The organism is Aerococcus sanguinicola (assembly GCF_001543145.1).
Taxonomy (GTDB): Bacteria; Bacillota; Bacilli; order Lactobacillales; family Aerococcaceae; genus Aerococcus; species Aerococcus sanguinicola.
Genome location: NZ_CP014160.1, coordinates 712,495 through 731,953 on the forward strand (window position 1 = coordinate 712,495; position 19,459 = coordinate 731,953).

General features: G+C 49.4%; 15 protein-coding genes. 1 reads left to right on the forward strand and 14 read right to left on the reverse strand.

The features are described from left to right. Positions 1-104 precede the first annotated feature (104 nt). From lysS to pth, 13 genes are all read right to left on the reverse strand, one after another. Positions 105-1,613, reverse strand: a complete 1,509-nt coding sequence (gene lysS / locus AWM72_RS03270; RefSeq protein ID WP_067973099.1) for a lysine--tRNA ligase — start codon at positions 1,611-1,613, stop codon at positions 105-107. A gap of 88 nt (positions 1,614-1,701) precedes the next feature. After that, positions 1,702-2,697 (reverse strand): tRNA dihydrouridine synthase DusB, encoded by a 996-nt coding sequence (gene dusB, locus AWM72_RS03275; protein ID WP_067973102.1) that lies wholly within the window; start codon positions 2,695-2,697, stop codon positions 1,702-1,704. Positions 2,698-2,772: 75 nt separating this feature from the next. After that, positions 2,773-3,669: a pyridoxal-phosphate dependent enzyme gene (locus tag AWM72_RS03280; protein ID WP_067973104.1), complete on the reverse strand. Its 897-nt coding sequence runs from the start codon at positions 3,667-3,669 to the stop codon at positions 2,773-2,775. Positions 3,670-3,683: 14 nt separating this feature from the next. Continuing rightward, positions 3,684-4,565 carry an Hsp33 family molecular chaperone HslO gene (gene hslO / locus AWM72_RS03285; RefSeq protein ID WP_067976541.1) on the reverse strand — a complete coding sequence of 294 codons (882 nt, stop codon included), beginning with the start codon at positions 4,563-4,565 and terminating at the stop codon, positions 3,684-3,686. Between the two features lie 183 nt (positions 4,566-4,748). Next, entirely contained in the window at positions 4,749-6,890 is a 2,142-nt protein-coding gene (gene ftsH / locus AWM72_RS03290; RefSeq protein ID WP_067973107.1) for an ATP-dependent zinc metalloprotease FtsH, read from the reverse strand. Positions 6,891-6,935: 45 nt separating this feature from the next. After that, positions 6,936-7,481, reverse strand: coding sequence for a hypoxanthine phosphoribosyltransferase (gene hpt, locus AWM72_RS03295; RefSeq protein ID WP_067973109.1), 546 nt, complete (start codon positions 7,479-7,481; stop codon positions 6,936-6,938). Positions 7,482-7,617: 136 nt separating this feature from the next. Continuing rightward, the gene (tilS, locus tag AWM72_RS03300) at positions 7,618-8,997 is read right to left on the reverse strand and encodes a tRNA lysidine(34) synthetase TilS (RefSeq protein WP_067973113.1); all 1,380 of its coding nucleotides are present in this window, start codon (positions 8,995-8,997) and stop codon (positions 7,618-7,620) included. Between the two features lie 339 nt (positions 8,998-9,336). Continuing rightward, a complete protein-coding gene (locus AWM72_RS03305; protein WP_067973116.1) occupies positions 9,337-9,780 on the reverse strand; it encodes a S1 domain-containing RNA-binding protein in 444 nt (147 codons plus the stop codon). A gap of 31 nt (positions 9,781-9,811) precedes the next feature. Beyond that, a complete protein-coding gene (locus AWM72_RS03310) occupies positions 9,812-10,267 on the reverse strand; it encodes an FtsB family cell division protein (protein ID WP_067973118.1) in 456 nt (151 codons plus the stop codon). Positions 10,268-10,403: 136 nt separating this feature from the next. Then, complete coding sequence (locus AWM72_RS03315; RefSeq protein ID WP_067973121.1) at positions 10,404-10,682, reverse strand: RNA-binding S4 domain-containing protein; 279 nt, start codon at positions 10,680-10,682, stop codon at positions 10,404-10,406. A 12-nt stretch (positions 10,683-10,694) separates the two neighbouring features. Beyond that, positions 10,695-12,317: a putative polysaccharide biosynthesis protein gene (locus AWM72_RS03320; protein WP_067973124.1), complete on the reverse strand. Its 1,623-nt coding sequence runs from the start codon at positions 12,315-12,317 to the stop codon at positions 10,695-10,697. 9 nt (positions 12,318-12,326) lie between these two features. Further along, on the reverse strand, positions 12,327-15,848 hold the full coding sequence (gene mfd, locus AWM72_RS03325; protein WP_067976543.1) for a transcription-repair coupling factor: 3,522 nt from the start codon (positions 15,846-15,848) through the stop codon (positions 12,327-12,329). A gap of 33 nt (positions 15,849-15,881) precedes the next feature. After that, the gene (pth, locus tag AWM72_RS03330; RefSeq protein WP_067973127.1) at positions 15,882-16,445 is read right to left on the reverse strand and encodes an aminoacyl-tRNA hydrolase; all 564 of its coding nucleotides are present in this window, start codon (positions 16,443-16,445) and stop codon (positions 15,882-15,884) included. 416 nt (positions 16,446-16,861) lie between these two features. On the opposite strand from pth, the gene AWM72_RS03335 reads away from it, so the two are divergent. Beyond that, positions 16,862-17,824 carry an L-lactate dehydrogenase gene (locus tag AWM72_RS03335; protein ID WP_067973132.1) on the forward strand — a complete coding sequence of 321 codons (963 nt, stop codon included), beginning with the start codon at positions 16,862-16,864 and terminating at the stop codon, positions 17,822-17,824. A 606-nt stretch (positions 17,825-18,430) separates the two neighbouring features. Here the strand turns inward: AWM72_RS03335 and AWM72_RS03340 are convergent. After that, positions 18,431-19,369, reverse strand: a complete 939-nt coding sequence (locus tag AWM72_RS03340; RefSeq protein WP_067973134.1) for an AEC family transporter — start codon at positions 19,367-19,369, stop codon at positions 18,431-18,433. Positions 19,370-19,459: the final 90 nt, after the last annotated feature.

The following is a 19,459-nucleotide window of genomic DNA, read 5'->3' on the forward strand; positions in this document are numbered from 1 at the left end:
CAGAGATTTTTATTCGAAACAACGAATAATCCCCCGCACCATCTCCCTCAATCAAAAAAGACCAGCCGCGCAAAAGGCGTGCTGGTCTTTTTCTTTACTATCAATTACTTATTCCGCATGGTTGGGAAGAGCAAGACGTCGCGGATGGATGAGGCATTGGTCATGATCATTACCATCCGGTCGATCCCGATACCCAATCCCCCTGTTGGTGGCATCCCGCTTTCCAGAGCTTCGATAAAGTCTTCATCATAAGGATGGGCTTCATCGTTGCCCGCTTCCTTCTCAGCCGCTTGGGCCGCGAAGCGTTCGCGCTGGTCGATTGGATCGGTTAACTCGGTAAAGGCATTCCCAGCTTCAGCTCCTGCAATGAAGGCTTCGAAGCGGTCGGTGAAGCGAGGATCTTCTTCATTGGTCCGAGCCAATGGGGAGATGGCCTTAGGATGGCCATAGACAAAGGTTGGCTGAATCAAGGTATCTTCAACAAAGTGTTCGAAGAATTCATTGATCACATGACCTACCGTATGATTATCTTCCACGGGAACCCCATGTTCTTTAGCCAGGTCGCGAGCTTCTTGGTCAGACATTTCTTGCCAGAAGTCCACACCGCAGGCCTCTTTAATGGCGTCTACCATATGGATGCGGGCCCATTTGCCACCGAACTCTAATTCATAGTCGCCATAAGTGACCTGGGTGGTTCCCAGTACTTCCTGGGCCACATGTTGGTAGAGGCCTTCCACCAAGTCCATCACGCCCGCCATATCACTAAAGGCTGTGTAGACTTCAAGTAGGGTAAATTCTGGGTTGTGGGTATGGTCAATCCCCTCATTACGGAAGACCCGGCCCACCTCGTAAACCTTCTCAAAGCCCCCAACTACTAAACGTTTGAGGTGGAGTTCCAGGGCGATGCGGAGGTAGAGGTCAATATCTAAGGCATTGTGGTGGGTGATAAAGGGACGTGCGCTCGCTCCCCCAGCCAAGTTATGGAGGGTTGGTGTTTCCACTTCCAAATAGCCTTGGTCATCCAAGAAGCGACGAACTTCACGGACAATCTTAGACCGTTTGACAAAGCGATCCATGCTTTCTGGATTGGTAATTAAATCCAGGTGGCGTTGGCGGTAGATCTGTTCCTTGTCTTGTAAGCCATGGTACTTGTCCGGTAGGGGACGGAGGGCCTTGGTTAGGTGGATCAATTCCTTGGCTTGAACGGATAATTCACCGGTATTGGTCCGCATTAATTTTCCGCGGATGCCTAGAATATCCCCCAGGTCTGACTTCTTCCAAATCGTATTATAGGCTTCTTCTCCGATTTCGTCTTTACGGACATAGATTTGGATTTGGCCGCTCATGTCTTGGACATGACCAAAACCAACTTTCCCCTTGCCGCGTTTGGTCATCAAACGCCCCGCAATGGCAACATCTAAGTCCTTCTCAGCAAGCTCTTCCTTGTCGAAGGCTTCGTAGCCCTCGTGCAATTCACCTGCTGTGTTTTCGCGTTGATAACCTGAAGCGAAGGGGTTAATCCCATGCTCTCTTAATTCATCAACTTTGGCACGGCGAACCTGCAATTGGTCAGTGCTCGATTCTGCTGTTTGGTTGACATTTTCCTTCGTCAAACTTCTCACTCCCATACTTTTATCGCTATTTCTATTATCTCCTACTATCTTGCCAATTTCTAGCCGAAATTGCAAGGTCTATTTGGGCCTAGCGCCCTTCTTTTGCTTCGCGTTCTAAGACTTGTTCTTGGAACTGGCTGAGTAGGCCCAGCACTTCGTCATAAGTGTCCGCTTGGGTGCAGGCTAGTTTCACCTTAGAGGCCCGGGAAATTCCTTTGAGATAGTAGCTCACCAGGCCACGGAATTCTTTGACACCGATGACTTCTCCCTTGAGATTAACTAGGCGTCGCAAGTGGTCTAGGGCCTCATCGATTCGTTCAGATCCCTTCTTCTCTGGCAGGAGTTCACCAGTCTCTAAGTAGTGGACCATGCGTTGGATGATGAAAGGATCCCCCAGACAGGCCCGGCCGACCATGACGCCGTCGACGCCATAATTATCTAGGGCCGCCTTGGCTTCTTCAGGGGTCCGGATATCGCCATTGCCGTAGAAAGGTACGGTCAATTCCTGGGCAACTTCAGCAATAATGTCCCAGTCGGCATGGCCACGGTACATCTGCTCGCGGGTCCGGCCGTGCATGGCAATCATAGAGACGCCTGCTTCCTCGGCAGCTCGAGCATTCTCCTTGGCCAGAATGTGGTCGGCGTCCCAGCCTGTCCGCATCTTCACCGAAACAGGCAGGTCGACTGCATCGACGACTGCCTTAATCCGGCAGTGGACTTCTTCAGGATCCAAGAGGCAGCGGGCGCCCGCATCAGTCTTCACAACCTTATTGACGGGGCAGCCCATATTAATGTCAATGATCGCTGCCTGGGTATTGTCTTGGACAAAGCGAGCGGCCTCAGCTAGAGACTCTTCAGACCCACCGAAGATCTGAACAGAGAGAGGCCATTCGCTCTCTTCAATATGGAGCATGGACAGGGTCTTTTTATTGCGGTAGTGGATGCCTTGGTCGGAGATCATCTCACAAACCACCAGTCCCGCGCCCATCTCCTTCACCATCACCCGGAAAGCCGCATTCGAAATACCAGCCATGGGGGCAACAGCGATCGGATTGGAGATGTCAATATTTCCTATTTTTATCATTCAGTCACCTTTTTCTCGATTCGTTTCTTCGTGCAAAGAAGCCGGGCATCCCCCAGCTTCTACTCATATTTATGCCTACACAGCCTCATAAACAGCAGTCACACTTACCACTACTTGACGGTCCTGGCCTAAGCGTTCAGCTAGGGCGAGGGCTCCAGCGACGGCTGCTCCACTTCCAGAGTCTACGATCAAGCCTTCGTTAATGGCTAAGGAACGCTGGCAGTGCAAAGCTTTGACCTCGTCCACGACGATAGTCTGGTCGAAGCAGGTCCGGTCCAGGCTAGCAGGGATAAAGCCGTAGCCAATCCCCGATAAGTGATGTTGGCCGGCGCTTTCCCCCGATAGGACAGCGGCTTGAGCGGGTTCCACAGCATAAATACCAACATCTTCCTTCTGCTCACACAAGGCCTGGGCAACTCCAGTCAGGGTACCACCCGTTCCGACCCCCGCCACAAAGGCATCCGGTACCCGGCCCAGGGCTTCAATAATCTCAGGACCTGTCGTTACTGCATGGATGCTTGGATTTGCTAGGTCAGAGAAGGGATCTAGGAAAGGCAGGTCATGGGCCAGAGCATAGGTCCTAGCAGCTTCCACTTGCTCGCTGAAACTTAGCTGACCATCCAGACTCTCAACCTGGGCACCTAGGGCCTGAATCTTTTCTGTCACTTCCGGCCGCCAAGCCTGACTGCGAAAGATTACCGCATCGAAGCCACGGATGGCAGCCAGGCTAGCCAGGCTGAGACCAAAGTAACCATCATCGATAGCAACGAAGGCACGTTTCTCATCGAAGGCTCCTTCCGCTTCTTTGACCTCCAGCATGTTCAAGGCTGCCCGGTCGCGCCCGCTGCCTGTCAAATTGCGGTTTTCAAGTTTGACATAGACATCCGCTGCACGGTAGGGGGTCGACCGCTGCAATTTAACCAAGGGCGTCCCCATAATTAATTGACTCAAATCTCGCTCTACAGCTGACATGCTCTCCTCCTCTTCTAGGCTCGTGCCTGGGCCGCAATGGCTCTCAGTTCATCCGCCGTAAATTCATAGGTTTTGTTACAGAAGTGGCAGACCGTTTCAGCGCCACCATCTTCTTCAATAATCGTTTCTAATTCTTGACTGCCGATTGCAGCTAGGCCTTGGGCAAAACGTTCCTTGGAACAGTCACACTTAAAGCTGACTTCTTCCTGACTCAAGATCTTGACCTGGTCTTGACCCAGCAAGCGATAAATCATCTCTTCTGGCGTCAAGCCCTGGCTGAGCAAGTCCGTCACTTGGGGCATGTCAGCGATACTTGCCTCAAGTTGATCGATAACTTCTTCGGAGCAGCCTGGCAAAACTTGAATCATCCAGCCGCCCGCACAAGCAATCGACTCATCTGGGTTCACAAGAACGCCCAGTCCAACAGCAGAAGGCACCTGTTCAGAAACTGTTAAATAATAGGTGAAGTCTTCGGCAATCTCGCCCGAAACCAGGGGCACTTGACCCTGGAAAGGTTCTTTTAAACCGAGATCTTTGATGACAGAAAAAGTTCCTTCCCTTCCAACTGCCCCGCGGACATCAATCTTGCCTTGGGCATTGGAATCGAGGCTGACATGGGGCTGGTCAATATAGCCCTTAACATGGCCTTGGCCATCTGCAGACACAACAATCTTACCCGCTGGTCCATTTCCGGCGATTTGCACCGTCATCTTGGCATCGTCTTTAATATCCGCAGCTAGGAGAAGGGTTCCTGCAAGGGTTCGTCCCAGAGCTGCACTAGAAGCGCTCCAAGAATCGTGTTTTTCTTGGGCGCTAGCAACCACCTGGCTAGCATCTACTGCACGTACACGGATCTGCCCGTCGAAGGCTGTGGCTTTAACTAATTGATCTGTCACTTCTTCACGTCCTTTTTTCATCTTTTCTTACAGATTACGTTGTTTTCTTGGCCTTGCCAAATAATTTGCTTCAAAAGCGGAAGGCATGCTCCCCAATACGATTTAATGATATAAGTAAATTAAAAAGCAGAAAAGCAGGGCGCCGAAGCGCTCCCTGCTTAATCTTCAAGCCAGTGATGAGCCTTAGTCCTCATCCTTTTCGTCCTGCCGGCGTTGAGCAATTTCTTCTTGAATATGTTCATTTCGCCGACCAGGTTCTTGGTCTTCTGAATCAGATTCAGAAGCGTCTAGACCTTGGCGTTCTTCTAACTGTTCTTTAGATTCTTCCTGTTTCTTTTGACCTTCGCGCTGCATCTTCTCTTTGACTTCATCATAAGTCTTAGGACGGGCTTCTTCTTCGACTTCTGTTACAGTTTCAGCCGGCATTTCACCTGTTTCAAAGAGACTCTTGATGGTGCGGGCATCCAAGGTTTCAAGTTCCAAGAGTTTTTCAGCGATAATCGTCACTTGTTCACGGTGGTCGCTGAGAATTTGTTTAGCTTCAGCCAAGCAGTCTTCCATCAATTGGAGGAGTTCTTGGTCAATCTTGGCTGCCGTTTGAGCAGAGTAGGTCTTCTCACCATAACTTTGTGCGCCCCGCATGCTGTGGTTCCCTTCATAAGAGATAGGGCCCAAAGTTTTGCTCATCCCATATTCGGTGATCATGCTGCGTCCTAGTGAGGTAGCTTGTTCAAAGTCGTTGGAAGCCCCAGAGGTTTGGGTATTGAAGAAGACTTCTTCAGCTGCCCGACCCCCGAGTAAGCCAACAATCTGTTCGCGCAAGTCCTTAGCATTGTACATGTTCTGGTCTTCGCGTGGCAGCATAATAGCATAACCGCCAGCCTTGCCCCGGGGAACGATGGTCACCTTATGGACAATCCGAGCTTCATTGAGGACCAGACCACAGACGGTATGGCCCGCTTCGTGGAAGGCTGTGACCCGTCTTTCTTTCTCACTCACTTGCCGGTCTGGCTTAGCTGGCCCAGCAATCACCCGGTCTTGGGCTTCATCCACATCCACCATGTCGATAGCTGCCTTGTCCAAGCGGGCTGCTAAGAGTGCTGCTTCATTCAAGACATTCTCAAGTTCTGCCCCCGTAAAGCCTGGGGTCTGACGGGCTAAAACCTTAAGATCCACATCAGGCCCTAACTTCTTATTGCGGGCATGGACCTTGAGGATGGCTTCCCGGCCCTTAACGTCAGGGCGACCAACTAAGATTTGACGGTCAAAACGACCTGGACGGAGCAAGGCTGGGTCGAGTACATCGGAACGGTTGGTTGCCGCAATAACGATCACATTATCCTGCTCGGTAAAGCCGTCTAATTCAACCAGCAATTGGTTGAGGGTTTGCTCCCGTTCATCGTGGCCGCCACCCATACCAGATCCACGCTTACGTCCGACCGCATCGATTTCATCGATGAAGATAATAGCCGGTGAATTCTTCTTGGCGGTATCGAAGAGGTCGCGGACCCGGCTAGCACCGACCCCAACGAACATCTCAACGAATTCAGACCCTGAAATCGAGTAGAAAGGCACCTGGGCTTCCCCAGCTACGGCCTTAGCTAGCAAGGTCTTCCCGGTCCCTGGAGGGCCTTCGAGGAGGACCCCTTTAGGAATCCGTGCCCCTAATTGGTGGTACTTGCGTGGGTCTTTGAGGAATTCAACCACTTCAACAAGTTCTTGCTTTTCCTCATCGGCTCCAGCTACATCGGCAAAGCGTACCTTAGACTGTTGGGATTGGTCCTTGGCGTTGGACTTGCCCATAGACATGGGGTTCCCCCGGCCACCGCCTTGGGCACGCTGGGTCATAAAGTACATAAAACCAATAAAGATAACTAATGGCAAGGCACTGAAGAGGAGGTTAACCCAGACCCCGGAGCTATCTTCCTTGAGAGCCTTGAGCGAGGTATCGGTCTCTTCAGCTGTCTGGCTAATCTTAGCTAGGGTGTCATTGTTGGGGAGGACACGCGTGAAGAACTTCTTAGCCTGGCCTGTTTTAGCATTGTTAAAGATAGGCAGGTTGTTTTCACTCTGGCTCTCTTGCTTGTCCCGCGAGGCCCGATAGTCCCCAGTTATCTGATAGGCTCCAGCTTGCGGTTGAATGGCGATATTTTGCAGATTTTCATCCGATAATTCCTGCATAAATTCCGTTTGCGTGATTTCTTCGGTTGATCCATCATCTCCACCACCTGCAATATAATTGACCAAGCCAATTAGGGCGAAGAAGATAATAATCCAAAGAAGACCACTTGTCAGAAAACTCTTATTTGGTCCTTTTCTCTGCATGTAGTTTCTCCTATCTGCTTAATTTTGATCTGATAGTTATGCTGATTAACTGTAAACCTCAGCCTTAAGGATACCTATATAAGGTAAGGCGCGGTACTTCTCGTTATAGTCGAGGCCATAGCCGACTACGAATTCATCTGGAACATCACGGCCAGTATAGTCGCAAGTCATGTCCACCACCCGGCGCTCAGGCTTGTTCAGCAAGGCGCAGACCTTAACGGAGGCTGCCTTGCGGTGGGCCATCAGTTCACAGACCTTCTTGAGGGTGCGTCCTGTATCGATAATATCTTCGACAATTAAGATGTGACGCCCTTCAACGCTTTGGTCTAGGTCTTTGAGTATCTTAACCTGACCGGAGGATTCCGTACCTGAGCCGTAGCTGGAAACAGACATAAAGTCCATCTCTAAAGGACAGTCCATACGGCGTACCAGGTCCGTCATAAATACGACAGAACCCTTGAGGATACCAATTACAAGGGGATTCTTCCCCCGGTAGTCCTCAGTTAGTTCTTGCCCTAAGCGATCAACTGTCTCGGCAATTTCTTCCTGAGACAGCAGCACTTCTTGGATATCATCATTAGGATGTGTCATAGCTTTAATAATCCTCCACACGCTTTCTATTCTAACAAAATAATTACAGAATCAGCAAATATTCTGAACTCCTTCATTCTATCATAACTTTAATAATTTAAAACCAATTGCCGCTTAATTATATAAAATTTAATGCTTATTTTTCAAGAAACAAATGGAAGGGGCTGTTCTCGTGCCGTTCCAGGTAGAGAAAGTCGCCATCTAAGAAGATGGCTAGGATATGTTGGTCGGCTAAAGCGACCAGCCAGGCCCGGTCGCGGTCCGCTTGAGGAAGTTTTTGATCAATAAACCAGCGCCGAATTTTCTTATGCTGGCCTTGGCTCAAAAGCAGATAATCTCCAGCCTGACGGTGGCGCACTTGGAGCGCGTCACGGCTAGCTGATCGAGGCAAGAAGCCGTAGCCGTAATTTTGTACTTTTAGACTGATTTGACTTCCATCTTCCAAAGTTAAAGACTGGCCGATCTTTAGCGAGTAAGTCAGGCTGAGACTAGGACTGAGCTTTTCTTGACCAGCAGGGTAGATGTAAGCTTGGCGGTAGACCTTAGCTAATTGGTAGCCACCCGGTAAGCTCCACAGGCCCTGAGCCTTGCCTTCTAATAAAAAATCCAGCAGCTTCTCTAGGCCCTGGCGAGGGAAGGCAGCCAAGGCTTCCACCCGACTTCCTTGAAAAGCGTACTGCAAGGCCAAAAGGCGCTGGTTCCTAGGCAAGTGGTCAAGCTGGTCGATAGCTAACTGCCAGTGGTCCTTTGACCCTGTCATGAGGCCCCTTGTCTTCGCTTCTAGGGCCTCTTCCATCAATTGCCAACCCGCTCCCAGGTCCTTAGCAAAAGTAGCTAGCTGGTCCTGAACATTAGGATTGAGCTCCTCTAAGGCGGGCAAATAGTCTAAGCGCAAGCGGTTTCTCAGAGCCGCTCGCTCTTGGTTAGAGGCGTCCTCCGCATAAGGAAGTCCCTCTTCCTGGGCGATGGCATAGAGATCTGCCTTAGGAACATCCAAGAAGGGACGGAGGACTTGGGCCTCAGAATAGCTATATAGTGCGCTGACTGGCCGCATGCCTGCTAGGGCTTGGAGCTGGCTGCCTTGGATGAGCCGCATGAGTACCGTCTCCGCCTGGTCATTTAGATGGTGGGCAGTCAGCAAGTAGGACCAGCCTTTCTGCTCCAAAATTTGACCAAAATTGGCATAGCGAAAGTGCCGGGCCGCCTCCTCATAAGAAGCTTGGCCAAAATCTGGATGGGCCCAGATGCGAACAGAGATTGGAATATCCCGGTTCTGGCAGTAGGCCACTAGCGCTTCCTGCTCAGCATCTGACTCAGAACGCAAGCGGTGGTTAATATGGGCCACCGCAAATTTCAATCCCCTTGTTTTCCCTAAATACTCAGCCACCCGCAGCAAAACCATAGAGTCCACCCCATAAGAAACCGCCAGCAATAAGGGCGCCCCCTCTTCAAAAACTTCCGCCGCCTCCCGTCGCAAAAACGCTTCCACTTGCTCAACCAGTTCTTTAAATAACATCACAACCTCCTGCTTTAACAGTTCTCTATTTTTAATATTGATAGCTAGTCACAAATAGTTTTATATCGGATACATCAGCTTCTTTTGAGCAGCAGTGGAGCTTTGAATTTGATCGTTAGCCGTGACTAAGCAAGCGATGTGAATTAGGGATAGTCGGCGTCAGCCGTTACTAGCCCTTTGAAGCTCGCTAGGTGAGGGGCCTTGGCCCGAACCGGTGCCACGGCTCTTCAACGATCAAATTCAAAAGTGGAACGGATGCTGCCGCTATTTGGTAAAATGTCGATTAACGACGAAAAAAGAGGCTTGAAATTACTTCCTAGGCCTCTTCTCCATCACTTGCTAGCTACGACGACCTCCACGGCCACCGCGCTTACCTTCTGTATTCTTCTTCAGCGATGCTAAGCGGTCATCACTGTCTTTCAAGAAATTACTCATCATGGTATCGAAATCCGAACTCCGCGAACTTTGTTGCCGCTTAAAATTAGGGGCGGGTTTGGACCGGCGTGGTTTGTTGTCACGCGCTGCCTTAGGGGCTTTTGCTGGGGCAGAATCTTCCGCCTTCCGCATTGACAAGGCAATCTTACCTGATTGATCAATATTGGTAACGAGGACTTTCACCTCATCCCCTACACTTAAAAAGTCATTAATATTTTTGACATATTCATTTGAAATTTCAGAAATATGTACTAATCCGCTCTTACCGTCTCCAAGGTCAACAAAGGCACCAAAATTTGTAATGCCTGTGACCTTGCCAGTCAGTTTGCTTCCGATTTCAATTGCCATGAACTAATTTCTTTCTCCCTTCAGCTCTTACTTATTGTTTTTGATTTTGTGCATTCTCTTGTTCCTTAAGATAGGCTTTATTGAAGGCTTTAGCTTGTTTGGAATCATTATCTTCAGGCAGGCTAAAGATAATCTCATCGTCCTTGCTTAAGTAGAAGCGGCTGCGGGCTAGCTTAGCCACATAGTCTTCATTCTCAAGCAGGGTCTCCTGGTCCTTCAAGTAAGCCAGATTATTCTCCTCACTAAGCAAGGCAGCCTCCGCTGCCTTCATTTCTTCCTTAACCGAAGCAGTCGCTTGCTGGGTGCGCCGGATCTGGAAGAGACTCGTCAAGCAAATCACTCCCATAATTACTAAGAGACCCCGCACTAACCACTGGCGGGCAGACTGCTTAGAATGATGGGGACGCTTCTTTGAGGAGCTTTTTGCATAGAGGGGGGTTACTTTTTTATTTCGTTTCTTAGGCCGCACACTGACACCTACCTTCATCACCTAGGATTAAAAGCCGCCTAAATTCCCAGCTCTTATCTATCAGCATCTATTATAGCATAACTTCTATCTGATAGCTTATTAATACAGTATACCCATCTTAAGTCAGAAAGTATAGCGCCATTTTTATTATTTTTTAATAAAATTCAGGTAGGTCGCGCGACTTGAAGTCTTCTTCCAGAATCGTATACATGGAGGTCGCATCTGCTTTACGGGTCGATTCTTTGAGGTCGTCGACACGGATTTTCAGTGTCTTATTACCAAATTCAATGCTGACTTCATCCCCAATCTTGAGTTTGGTCCCCGACTTAGCTGGATTCCCATTCACTTGGATCCGCCCCTTGTCGGCAATGTCCTTAGCAACCGTCCGCCGTTTAATCACCCGGGAGACTTTGAGAAACTTATCTAAACGCATAAGAGCACTCCTTTACTGTGTTTTTCTTACTTTTATCCATTTTAACAGAGCCCGACCTAGAGGCAAGCTTAAAAGCTCCTCTTCACTGAGAACGGCCACTTGGTGCATGTAGACCGCTGTTACAAGAAGGCCCATCCCCACGCCCAGGAGGACAGCTAGGCTATCCAAGAAGCGGCTAGCGCCGAAGATTGCTTCAAAGCTGGTCAGGGCGAAATAATTGATGCTAAGCATGAGCAAGCAGAGAGGCAGGGTCCTTAACACCAAATCAGCAAGTCCTAGCTTGCACCGAATCTTGGCCTTTAAGAGGCTATAGAGCGAGGTCAGCATGGCAGCTAGGGCCAGCAAGCTCGCCCAGACGGCCCCCTGACTCCCCGCCCAGCTTACCAGGAGGGAGTTGACCGCCATCTTGATCGTAATACCTAGGATAAAGCTAAAGGCAACGTAGAGGCTCCGCCCCTGGGCCTGGTAGATGTTGGCTAAACCTGTCACCAGGCTGGCGAAGATAATCATCAGGACATATTGGGCCAGAACCAGAGCCCCTTCCCGGTCGCTAAAGAGCAGGTGGTTGATCTGGGGCATGATGCTAATTAGACCCGCCGTCACTAACAGACTAACGAAAGTGGTCAGGCGGAGGTAGACCCGGCTATTCTGGATAAAGGCAGATTCTTGCCGACGGATATAGGACCGGGTCAAGGCCGGTAAATAGGAGCTGGAGAAAGCAACGGCTAGGACCATGCCCAGTTGAACGAGGGGCTGGCCTCGATCATAGACCCCCTTAGCCAACTTGGCGCTTAAATCCGACCAACCGCTCCCTAGCAGAGCCTCATAGAGGGTGAAAGAATCCACCAATTGGAAGAAGACCAAGAGCGAGGCAAAGCAGCACAAGAGCAGGCCTTCGCTGAGAAATTCCTTAATGAGATATGACCAGCGCAGATGGTAGGGGGTCTTTTCTACCTGCTGCTGGGGCTTCGGCCAGGTAATAAAACGGCGCAAGCTCCGGCTCTGAGCCAAGGCCCAAACTAGGACAAGACTAGCAGCCAGGGCCGCAAGCCAAGCCCCCTGCATGGCCTGGGCTCCCATTTGGTAATAATTTCTTCCTTCAGCACTCAGGCTGACAAAATGGAAGGCGGCTAGGAGAATCACCCCTACCCGGACTACTTGTTCAATGATCTGGGAGAGGGCGACGGGTAGCATCACTTGATAAGCTTGAAAACTTCCCCGTAAGATCATCAGCACCGGCATAAAGAGGAACATAAAGCTAACCGAGCGGATGACCGGTGCCAAGAGGGGATCACCCATGGCCTGGGCCAAGACTCCAGCCCCAAAGTAAGTCAGGCCAAAACATAAGCCAGCAAAAACCAACATCATCAGACTGTAACGTTGAACAAAGAGACGCCGCTGACTCAGCTTGGCTTGGAAGGCAATCTGCCGGCCAATAAAATTAGGCAAACCGGACAGGCTAAAGGTCATGCCTATCCCATAGATGGGATAGACTTGCTGGTAAACATAGAAGCCCTCGTCGCCCACAATATTTTGGAAGGGCACCCGGTAGACTGCACTCAAAATCTTGGCAATGATACCGGCTAGGGTCAAGAGGAAGGCTCCTTTGGCAATATTTTTCCTTGGGTCTTTCATTTTAGCCTCCTAGCTCTCCTCATCAGACGGGCTATCGATCTGGTCAGCGAGTTGACTCACAAATTGGAGCAAGTAGTCGAGCCATTCTACTGGCTCTAACTTTCCAATCTGCAGGAAGAGGGTAAGTTGGCCTTCCTTGTCTTCTTTCATTTGTAGGCGCATAGGAATCTTATCCAAGGCCTCAAATATCTTAGGTACAGCCGTCTGCTGGTCCAGACTGGCATGGAAGTGTAACTCTACCCCATTATTTCGAGTCTGGATATGGTTGATGCCAACTTTCTTAGCATTGGCCTTAAGCGCACCCACATTCAAGAGGAGTTGGACTTCAAGCGGCGGTTCGCCGAAACGGTCCATCAATTCTTCGTCCAAGTCCCACATGGCTTCCGTATCTTCTAATAGGTTGATCCGCTTATAAATTTCCAACTTCTGCTTCTCATCAGCAATATAAGTCGAAGGAATATAGGCATTGATATTCATCTCGAGTTCGACCGGCTCTTCAGGTTGGCTTGGCGCTTGGCCCCGCTTCTTAGCCACCGCTTCACTGAGCATTTGCGAATAGAGGTCGAAGCCGACCGAATTCACGAAGCCGTGCTGCTGCTTGCCTAAGAGATTACCGGCACCCCGGATGGCCAAGTCTCGCATGGCAATCTTGAAGCCGCTGCCCAAGTCAGTGAAATCACGCAAGGCCGCCAAGCGTTTTTCAGAGACTTCACTGAGCATCTTGTCCGGCTGGTACATGAAGTAGGCATAGGCTACCCGGTTGCTCCGCCCTACCCGGCCGCGCAATTGGTAGAGGGTTGAGAGCCCCATGCGGTCAGCCGATTCAACGAGAAGGGTATTGACATTAGGAATATCCACGCCTGTCTCAATGATCGTGGTCGTTACGAGGACATCGTAGTCCCCCTCGATAAAGGCCATCAAGACCTCTTCCAGCTGGTTCACCGACATCTGACCATGGGCAATCCCAACCCGGGCTTCGGGTACCAGACCCGAGATAGCCAAGGCCTTCTCTTCGATTTTTTGCACATTATTAAAGAGATAAAAAACTTGACCCGACCGGCCGAGCTCGCGCTCAATAGCTTCGCGGATAGCTTCCGGATTCTGCTCGAGAATATAAGTCTGAACTGGATAGCGGTTGGCTGGTGGCGTCTCAATCACACTCAAGTCGCGGGCCCCTAAAATCGATAGGTGGAGGGTCCGTGGAATCGGTGTCGCCGTCAGGGTCAGCACATCTACATTGGCCTTGAGCTGCTTGAGTCGTTCCTTGGCCTTGACCCCGAAGCGCTGCTCCTCATCGACAACGAGGAGGCCCAGGTCTAGGAAACTGACATCCTTGGACAAGAGTCGGTGGGTACCAACAACTAAGTTGACCCTGCCAGAAGCGAGGCCCTCAATGGTTTCATCCTGCTGGGCCTTAGTCCTAAAACGACTCAAGAGAGCAATTTCAAAGGGCCAGTCTTGGAAACGTTCCAGGAGCGTTTCATAATGCTGCTGGGCGAGCACGGTAGTGGGCACTAGGAAGGCAGCCTGTTTCCCTTCCATTAGCGCCTTAAAAATAGCCCGCATGGCAACTTCCGTCTTCCCAAAGCCGACATCTCCCACGAGTAAACGGTCCATCGCTTTGGACTTCTCCATATCCGTCTTAATCTCGTCAATGGATCGCAACTGGTCTTCCGTTTCACTGTAAGGAAAGGCTGCTTCAAAGTCTGCTTGTTCCGGGGTATCGGGGCCGAAAGCATAGCCTTCCTGGGCTTCCCGGTTGGCATAGATTTCGATCAGGTCATCTGCGATATCCTCGATCTGCCCGCTCACCTTACGCTTAGTCTTAGCCCATTCGCTGCCGCCCATCTTATTGAGCTTAGGTGTCTTGCCTTCACTAGAGACATATTTTTGTACCAAGTCAATCTGCTCCACAGGCACATGGATAGCGGCCTGGTCGGCATAGACAATGGTCAAATAGTCCCGGTGCGACCCGGCCACTTCAATGGTCTCAATCCCTGTGAATTGCCCAATCCCATGGTTGATATGAACGACATAATCGCCCACCTCTAATTGCTGGTAGTTCTTAAGGCGCTCCGCATTCGAGAGCTGCTTGTTAGCTTTAGGGCGTTTCTTCTTCTTGACCTGCTGGTAGATATCTGCCTCCGAGACTAGGACCAAGCGCTCATTGACGAACTCAATCCCAGACGTGAAATTAGCCAAAACTAAGTTCACGGCATCTTCTTGGAGCCGGCCTAAGTCCGAAGACACCACCGCCAGGCCTTCAGCTTGGAGGATTTCCTCTAATTTGCGCCGGCGGTCAGCGGTCGACAGGGCAATAACCACTTGGCGCTTGGTCTTCTGCCAGGCCTGGATCTCCATCTTGAGGGCGTCCATCTGTTCATAAAATTGAACGACCGGCCGGGTTTGGAATTCATGGAGATAGTCAAACTTCATCTGGCCATAGCCCCTCTGGAAGATGCCCAAGTACAAGCACCGCCCCTTGTAGGCCTCTAAACTCTCCTTAAAGGAAGTATAATAAGCGATTTGCGGCGGGAGCTGGCCTTGCTCCGTTTTAGCTTGGAGGAAGGCTGCTGCATTCTCGTCAATGCTAGCAGCAGATTCTTGGAGGCGAGGATAGTCATCGATTATTAGAAGACTCTCATCCCCTAAGTAACTGAGCAAGTTGTCCTCACTCTCATAGAGGTATTGGCTAAAGTAAGCGGTCAGTTCCGAACTCTCCCCGGTCCGCCATAAGTTGACCTCTTCTGCCATATTTCCCTTGATTTCTTGGGCTAAGTCAGCATCCGCCATGCCCCCAACTTCTTGCTTGACTGCTTCTTGGAGCCGGTCCGCTTGGGCTTTCATTTGTTCAGGCTGAAAGAGGAAGTCATCAGCCGGGATGATCTGGACTTGGTCTAGGTCCTCTAGACTTTTCTGATTGTCTGGATCAAAGCTTGAAATCCGTTCCAGTTCATCAAAGGCCAGAGAGAAGCGGACGGGCTGGTCCCGGTCAAGAGGAAAGCAATCCACAATATCTCCCCGTAAACTCATCTCACCCGGACTTGCGACAATTGGCCGCCTCTTATAGCCCCGCGCTAAGAGGTCCTTGGCCAGTTGGGGGGCAGGCAAGTCATCCCCCAAGCTTAATTCTAAGTGCAGACTGTCCCAGAGTGCAGCAGGCATCAGACGCTTCTTCAAAGCAAAAAGCGGGGCAAGAATAATTCCCCCTTCTTCACTTTCTCTTAAGAATTTCATCACAGCCAAGCGGTCAGCCAAGGCTTCTGGACTGGCTACAGCTAGGTCGGCTGCCACACTCTCTGCGGTATTAAAGAGATAGAGCCGGTCTTCGGGAATGAAGTTGGCTAAATCATCCAAATAGCGTTCAGCTTCAAGTAAATTATTAGTCACAATTAAATATTTTTGACCCACCGCCTGCTTGTAGGCGAGTTGGGCGATATAGGCCTTGGATAAGCCCTGTAAGCCTAGAAAGAGAACGCTCTGCCCTTCAGCCAGAGCTTGACGGGCATCCGTATCGAGCGCTTCAGTCATATATTGATCTAATTGCAAGAAAACACCTGCTCTCTAATGGTTATACTTGGTCATGGTTTCTTCAAAAGAATGGCCGGCTAGCCAATAATCAATGGCTGCTACCGCCTGGCGAGTGCTCTCGAGCATGGCGGTATGGTCTTCTTTGGGGAAGTTCCCTAAGACATGGTTCACCACACTCACGCCTGCTTGTGGCCGGCCCACGCCTAGTTTTAAACGTTGGACTTGGTCAGTCCCTAAGTGTTGGATAATACTCTTCATCCCATTATGGCCACCAGAACTGCCCTTGCGCCGCATACGCAAGCGACCCACATCCATATCCATATCATCATAGATCACTAGGAGGTCCTCTAATTCAATATCGAAATAATTCACAAAGCCAATCAAACTCTCACCCGATAGGTTCATAAAAGTCTGTGGCTTGATAAAGAAAACCTTCTCCCCTTGGATACGGTATTCCACATATTTGGCCTTGAATTTCTCCTGGTCAAAGGTCAGATGGTGCTGGTAAGCCCATTCATCCAAAGTAATAAAACCAATATTGTGGCGGGATCGTTCATATTTAGGGCCTGGATTTCCCAAGCCTGCTACTAATTTCATCGTCATACTCCTTTATTTAAGGGCGGAGCCCTTCTCTTCTAAGCATCCTATACTGCTGCTCTGATTGCGAAGCGCAAGTAGCTTCTAATCATACTTATTGTACCTTAGACCCCCAGCGCAAACAAGTTCTCAGCTTGCAGTTAAACTAGGACCAAGACTATCTTTTAAGGCTTAAATCTTAGCTATCATAATTGTAAAAACAATCACAATTATCTATCGAATACATTTTTTGTATTTATTTCATCCCCTTAAATTTCTTTCCTTTTTTGTTAAATCACATATGATAACGCTTGCTGTTTTTTTCTAACTTCGTTTATCATTTCACAATTTCTAGGAAAGCATTGAAATCCCCCTAGCTAATCACTATAATGGCTAGTATAAGCATATTGATACAATAGAAATGAGAGGTCTTATTGATGGCAAAAGATAAAACACATAAAATTATTTTAATTGGTGATGGTGCAGTTGGCTCTAGCTTCGCTTTCTCTACTGTATTGCAAGGCATCGGCCACGAACTTGGTATCATTGATATTAATAAAAAACGTGTGATTGGTGACGTCGAAGACTTAAAAGACGCCCTAGTTTATTCTAGCCCTAAGAAGATTTTTGCTGCTGAATATAGCGATTGTAAGGATGCCGACATCGTGGTTCTCTGCGCAGGCATGGCTCAAAAAGAAGGTGAAACGCGTCTCGACCTTGTCAGCAAGAACTTGGTAATCTTCAAAGACATGGTTGACCAAGTTGTCGCTAGTGGTTTCGACGGGATCTTCCTGGTAGCCACCAACCCTGTAGACATCCTGACCTATGCCACATGGAAATTCTCTGGCTTCCCATCTTCCCGGGTTATCGGTTCAGGGACTGCCCTCGACAGTGCTCGTTTCCGCCAAGAAATTGGTGCTTTAACCAATGTTGACTCCCGTAGTGTCCACGCCCTCATCATGGGGGAACACGGCGACAGTGAATTTGCCGTCTGGTCTCACGCTAATATTGGGGGACTCCCAATGGAAGACTGGGTTAAGGTTCACCCCGAAATCAATGAAGAACGCTTGACAGAAATCTATTACGATGTTCGCGATAAAGCTTACCGCATTATCGAAAACAAGGGTGCAACATTCTACGGTATCGCTGCTTCCCTAGCCCGGATCGTGAAGGCTATCCTCAACAATGAAGGAGCCATCCTCCCTATCTCTGTTTACCTTGATGGTGAGTACAATCAAGAGGACATCTATATCGGTGCCCCTGCTGTCCTAACCAGCGAAGGCGTTCGTAGCGTCATCGAATTACCACTCAGCGACCACGAACAAAACTTAATGGACAAGTCTGCTGGTCAAATGAAAGAAGTTATTGATTCAGCCTTTGCTGAATTAGAAAATAAATAAGCTCTCTAAAGTCATAAAAATTGCCGTCCCAGCTAACGCTCATGCGCTAGCTGGGACGGCTTTTTTAATGTGTCTTTAACAAGTTGTATTGGTGAGCATCCGTTGCACTTTTGAATTTGATCGTTGAATTTCAAAGGTTCAAGAACGGCTAGCGCCGTCTTGTACTTTATCCGTACGTCGCTTCGTTCCTACGGCTAAAGCAGCACCGGTTCGAGCCTCGGTCTCTCGCCTAGCGAGCTTCAAAGTTAGAGTGCGACAAAAGTCGTTAAGCTCTGAACCACTGGAGCAAAGGCTAGAAGAGCTTTGCGGAGGCTCGGCCAGCCTTTGTGAAGTGGAGTCAGAGCTGACTTTTGGAGCAGGTTTTGGCTAGTAACGGCTTACGCCGACTATCCATAATTCACATCGCTTGCTTGTTCATGGCTAACGATCAAATTCAAAGCTCCACTACTGCTCACAAGTAGACGGTATGAACATTATACTTTAATTGGGAGCCACCAGCACTGAATCGTACGAAATCTCAAGGAAAGCCGTTTGCCTAGTGGGCAAGCATTAGAGGCAAGCGGCTTTTTTGAGTTCAAATATATTGCTTAGCGGTCAGTCCGATTTTTAGAAGAGAGCTAGGCTCTTCAAAAGCCAGATCCAAAAAACCAGGGTAAACATGGCAAAGCAAGTGGTGAAGACGACAATCTGATTGGCCAAGTCCTCATCGCCCCCTGCCATCACGGCTTGGGCATAGGAAGAAACGGCGGTCGGTCCAGCAGTCGCAATCAGGACACTGATAATATTGTCATCACGAAGGCCGAAGATGACAGCCAAGCTTAGAGCAATGGCAGGATTCACCAGGAGCTTATTGATTACCGTAAAGTAGAGCGACCAATCGGCATCTTTAATCTTATCAAATTTAAAGAGACCGCCCATCACGGTGAGGGCCAGGGGCGAGGTCATGGCACTCAGGTTATCAAAGGCTACTTCTACGGACTGGGGCAAGCGCAAACCGAGGGCAGCTACCACAATCCCCGAAGCCGTAGCGATCACCATGGGATTGCTGATGATTTTGTGCATCAAATCCTTGAAGGAGAAGTCTTCATCCGTATAAATAGACAGAGCAATTACCGACAGGATATTATTCACCGGCACAATAATCGCTAGGGCAATGCTGACCATGCCCAAGTTTTCTTTACCGAGCAAGGCTGTCCCCAGAGGTAAGCCAAAAAGAATGGCGTTCGAACGAATGGATCCTTGGAGCATTACTCCTCGTCGGTCATTACGTTTCTGAAAAATAGGAATAATCAGGGCATAGACAATAAAAATAGCAATCGCATAGATAATCACAAAGGCCAGGGTCCGGGGATTAAAGTTCTTATCCAGATCCATGTGATAGACATTGTTAAATAAGTTCAAGGGCAGGAAAAAGGCAAAGAGCGCCTTATTCATCTCGCTAAGGGACTTGCGGGACATCCAACCAATGCGGTGGATCAGCTGTCCGATCAAGATATAGAGCAGGACAGGCATTACCGCATTGAAGCCAATCATAAAATTCGTCATTCATCCATTCCTCACTTTCTGATAGAAGTATTCAAGCATAAATCCCTCCTGCCGTCAACCGTTCGAGCAAGAGACTGGCTCAGCCTTTTG

Coding starts and splice junctions, on each gene's coding strand:
- hpt (WP_067973109.1), bottom strand. CDS start 7,481: ATGACACATCCTAATGATGATATCCAAGAAGTGCTGCTGTCTCAGGAA.
- mfd (WP_067976543.1), bottom strand. CDS start 15,848: ATGACTGAAGCGCTCGATACGGATGCCCGTCAAGCTCTGGCTGAAGGG.
- tilS (WP_067973113.1), bottom strand. CDS start 8,997: ATGTTATTTAAAGAACTGGTTGAGCAAGTGGAAGCGTTTTTGCGACGG.
- AWM72_RS03335 (WP_067973132.1), top strand. CDS start 16,862: ATGGCAAAAGATAAAACACATAAAATTATTTTAATTGGTGATGGTGCA.
- dusB (WP_067973102.1), bottom strand. CDS start 2,697: ATGATAAAAATAGGAAATATTGACATCTCCAATCCGATCGCTGTTGCC.
- AWM72_RS03315 (WP_067973121.1), bottom strand. CDS start 10,682: ATGCGTTTAGATAAGTTTCTCAAAGTCTCCCGGGTGATTAAACGGCGG.
- AWM72_RS03310 (WP_067973118.1), bottom strand. CDS start 10,267: ATGAAGGTAGGTGTCAGTGTGCGGCCTAAGAAACGAAATAAAAAAGTA.
- AWM72_RS03320 (WP_067973124.1), bottom strand. CDS start 12,317: ATGAAAGACCCAAGGAAAAATATTGCCAAAGGAGCCTTCCTCTTGACC.
- AWM72_RS03280 (WP_067973104.1), bottom strand. CDS start 3,669: ATGTCAGCTGTAGAGCGAGATTTGAGTCAATTAATTATGGGGACGCCC.
- AWM72_RS03305 (WP_067973116.1), bottom strand. CDS start 9,780: ATGGCAATTGAAATCGGAAGCAAACTGACTGGCAAGGTCACAGGCATT.
- pth (WP_067973127.1), bottom strand. CDS start 16,445: ATGAAATTAGTAGCAGGCTTGGGAAATCCAGGCCCTAAATATGAACGA.
- AWM72_RS03340 (WP_067973134.1), bottom strand. CDS start 19,369: ATGACGAATTTTATGATTGGCTTCAATGCGGTAATGCCTGTCCTGCTC.
- ftsH (WP_067973107.1), bottom strand. CDS start 6,890: ATGCAGAGAAAAGGACCAAATAAGAGTTTTCTGACAAGTGGTCTTCTT.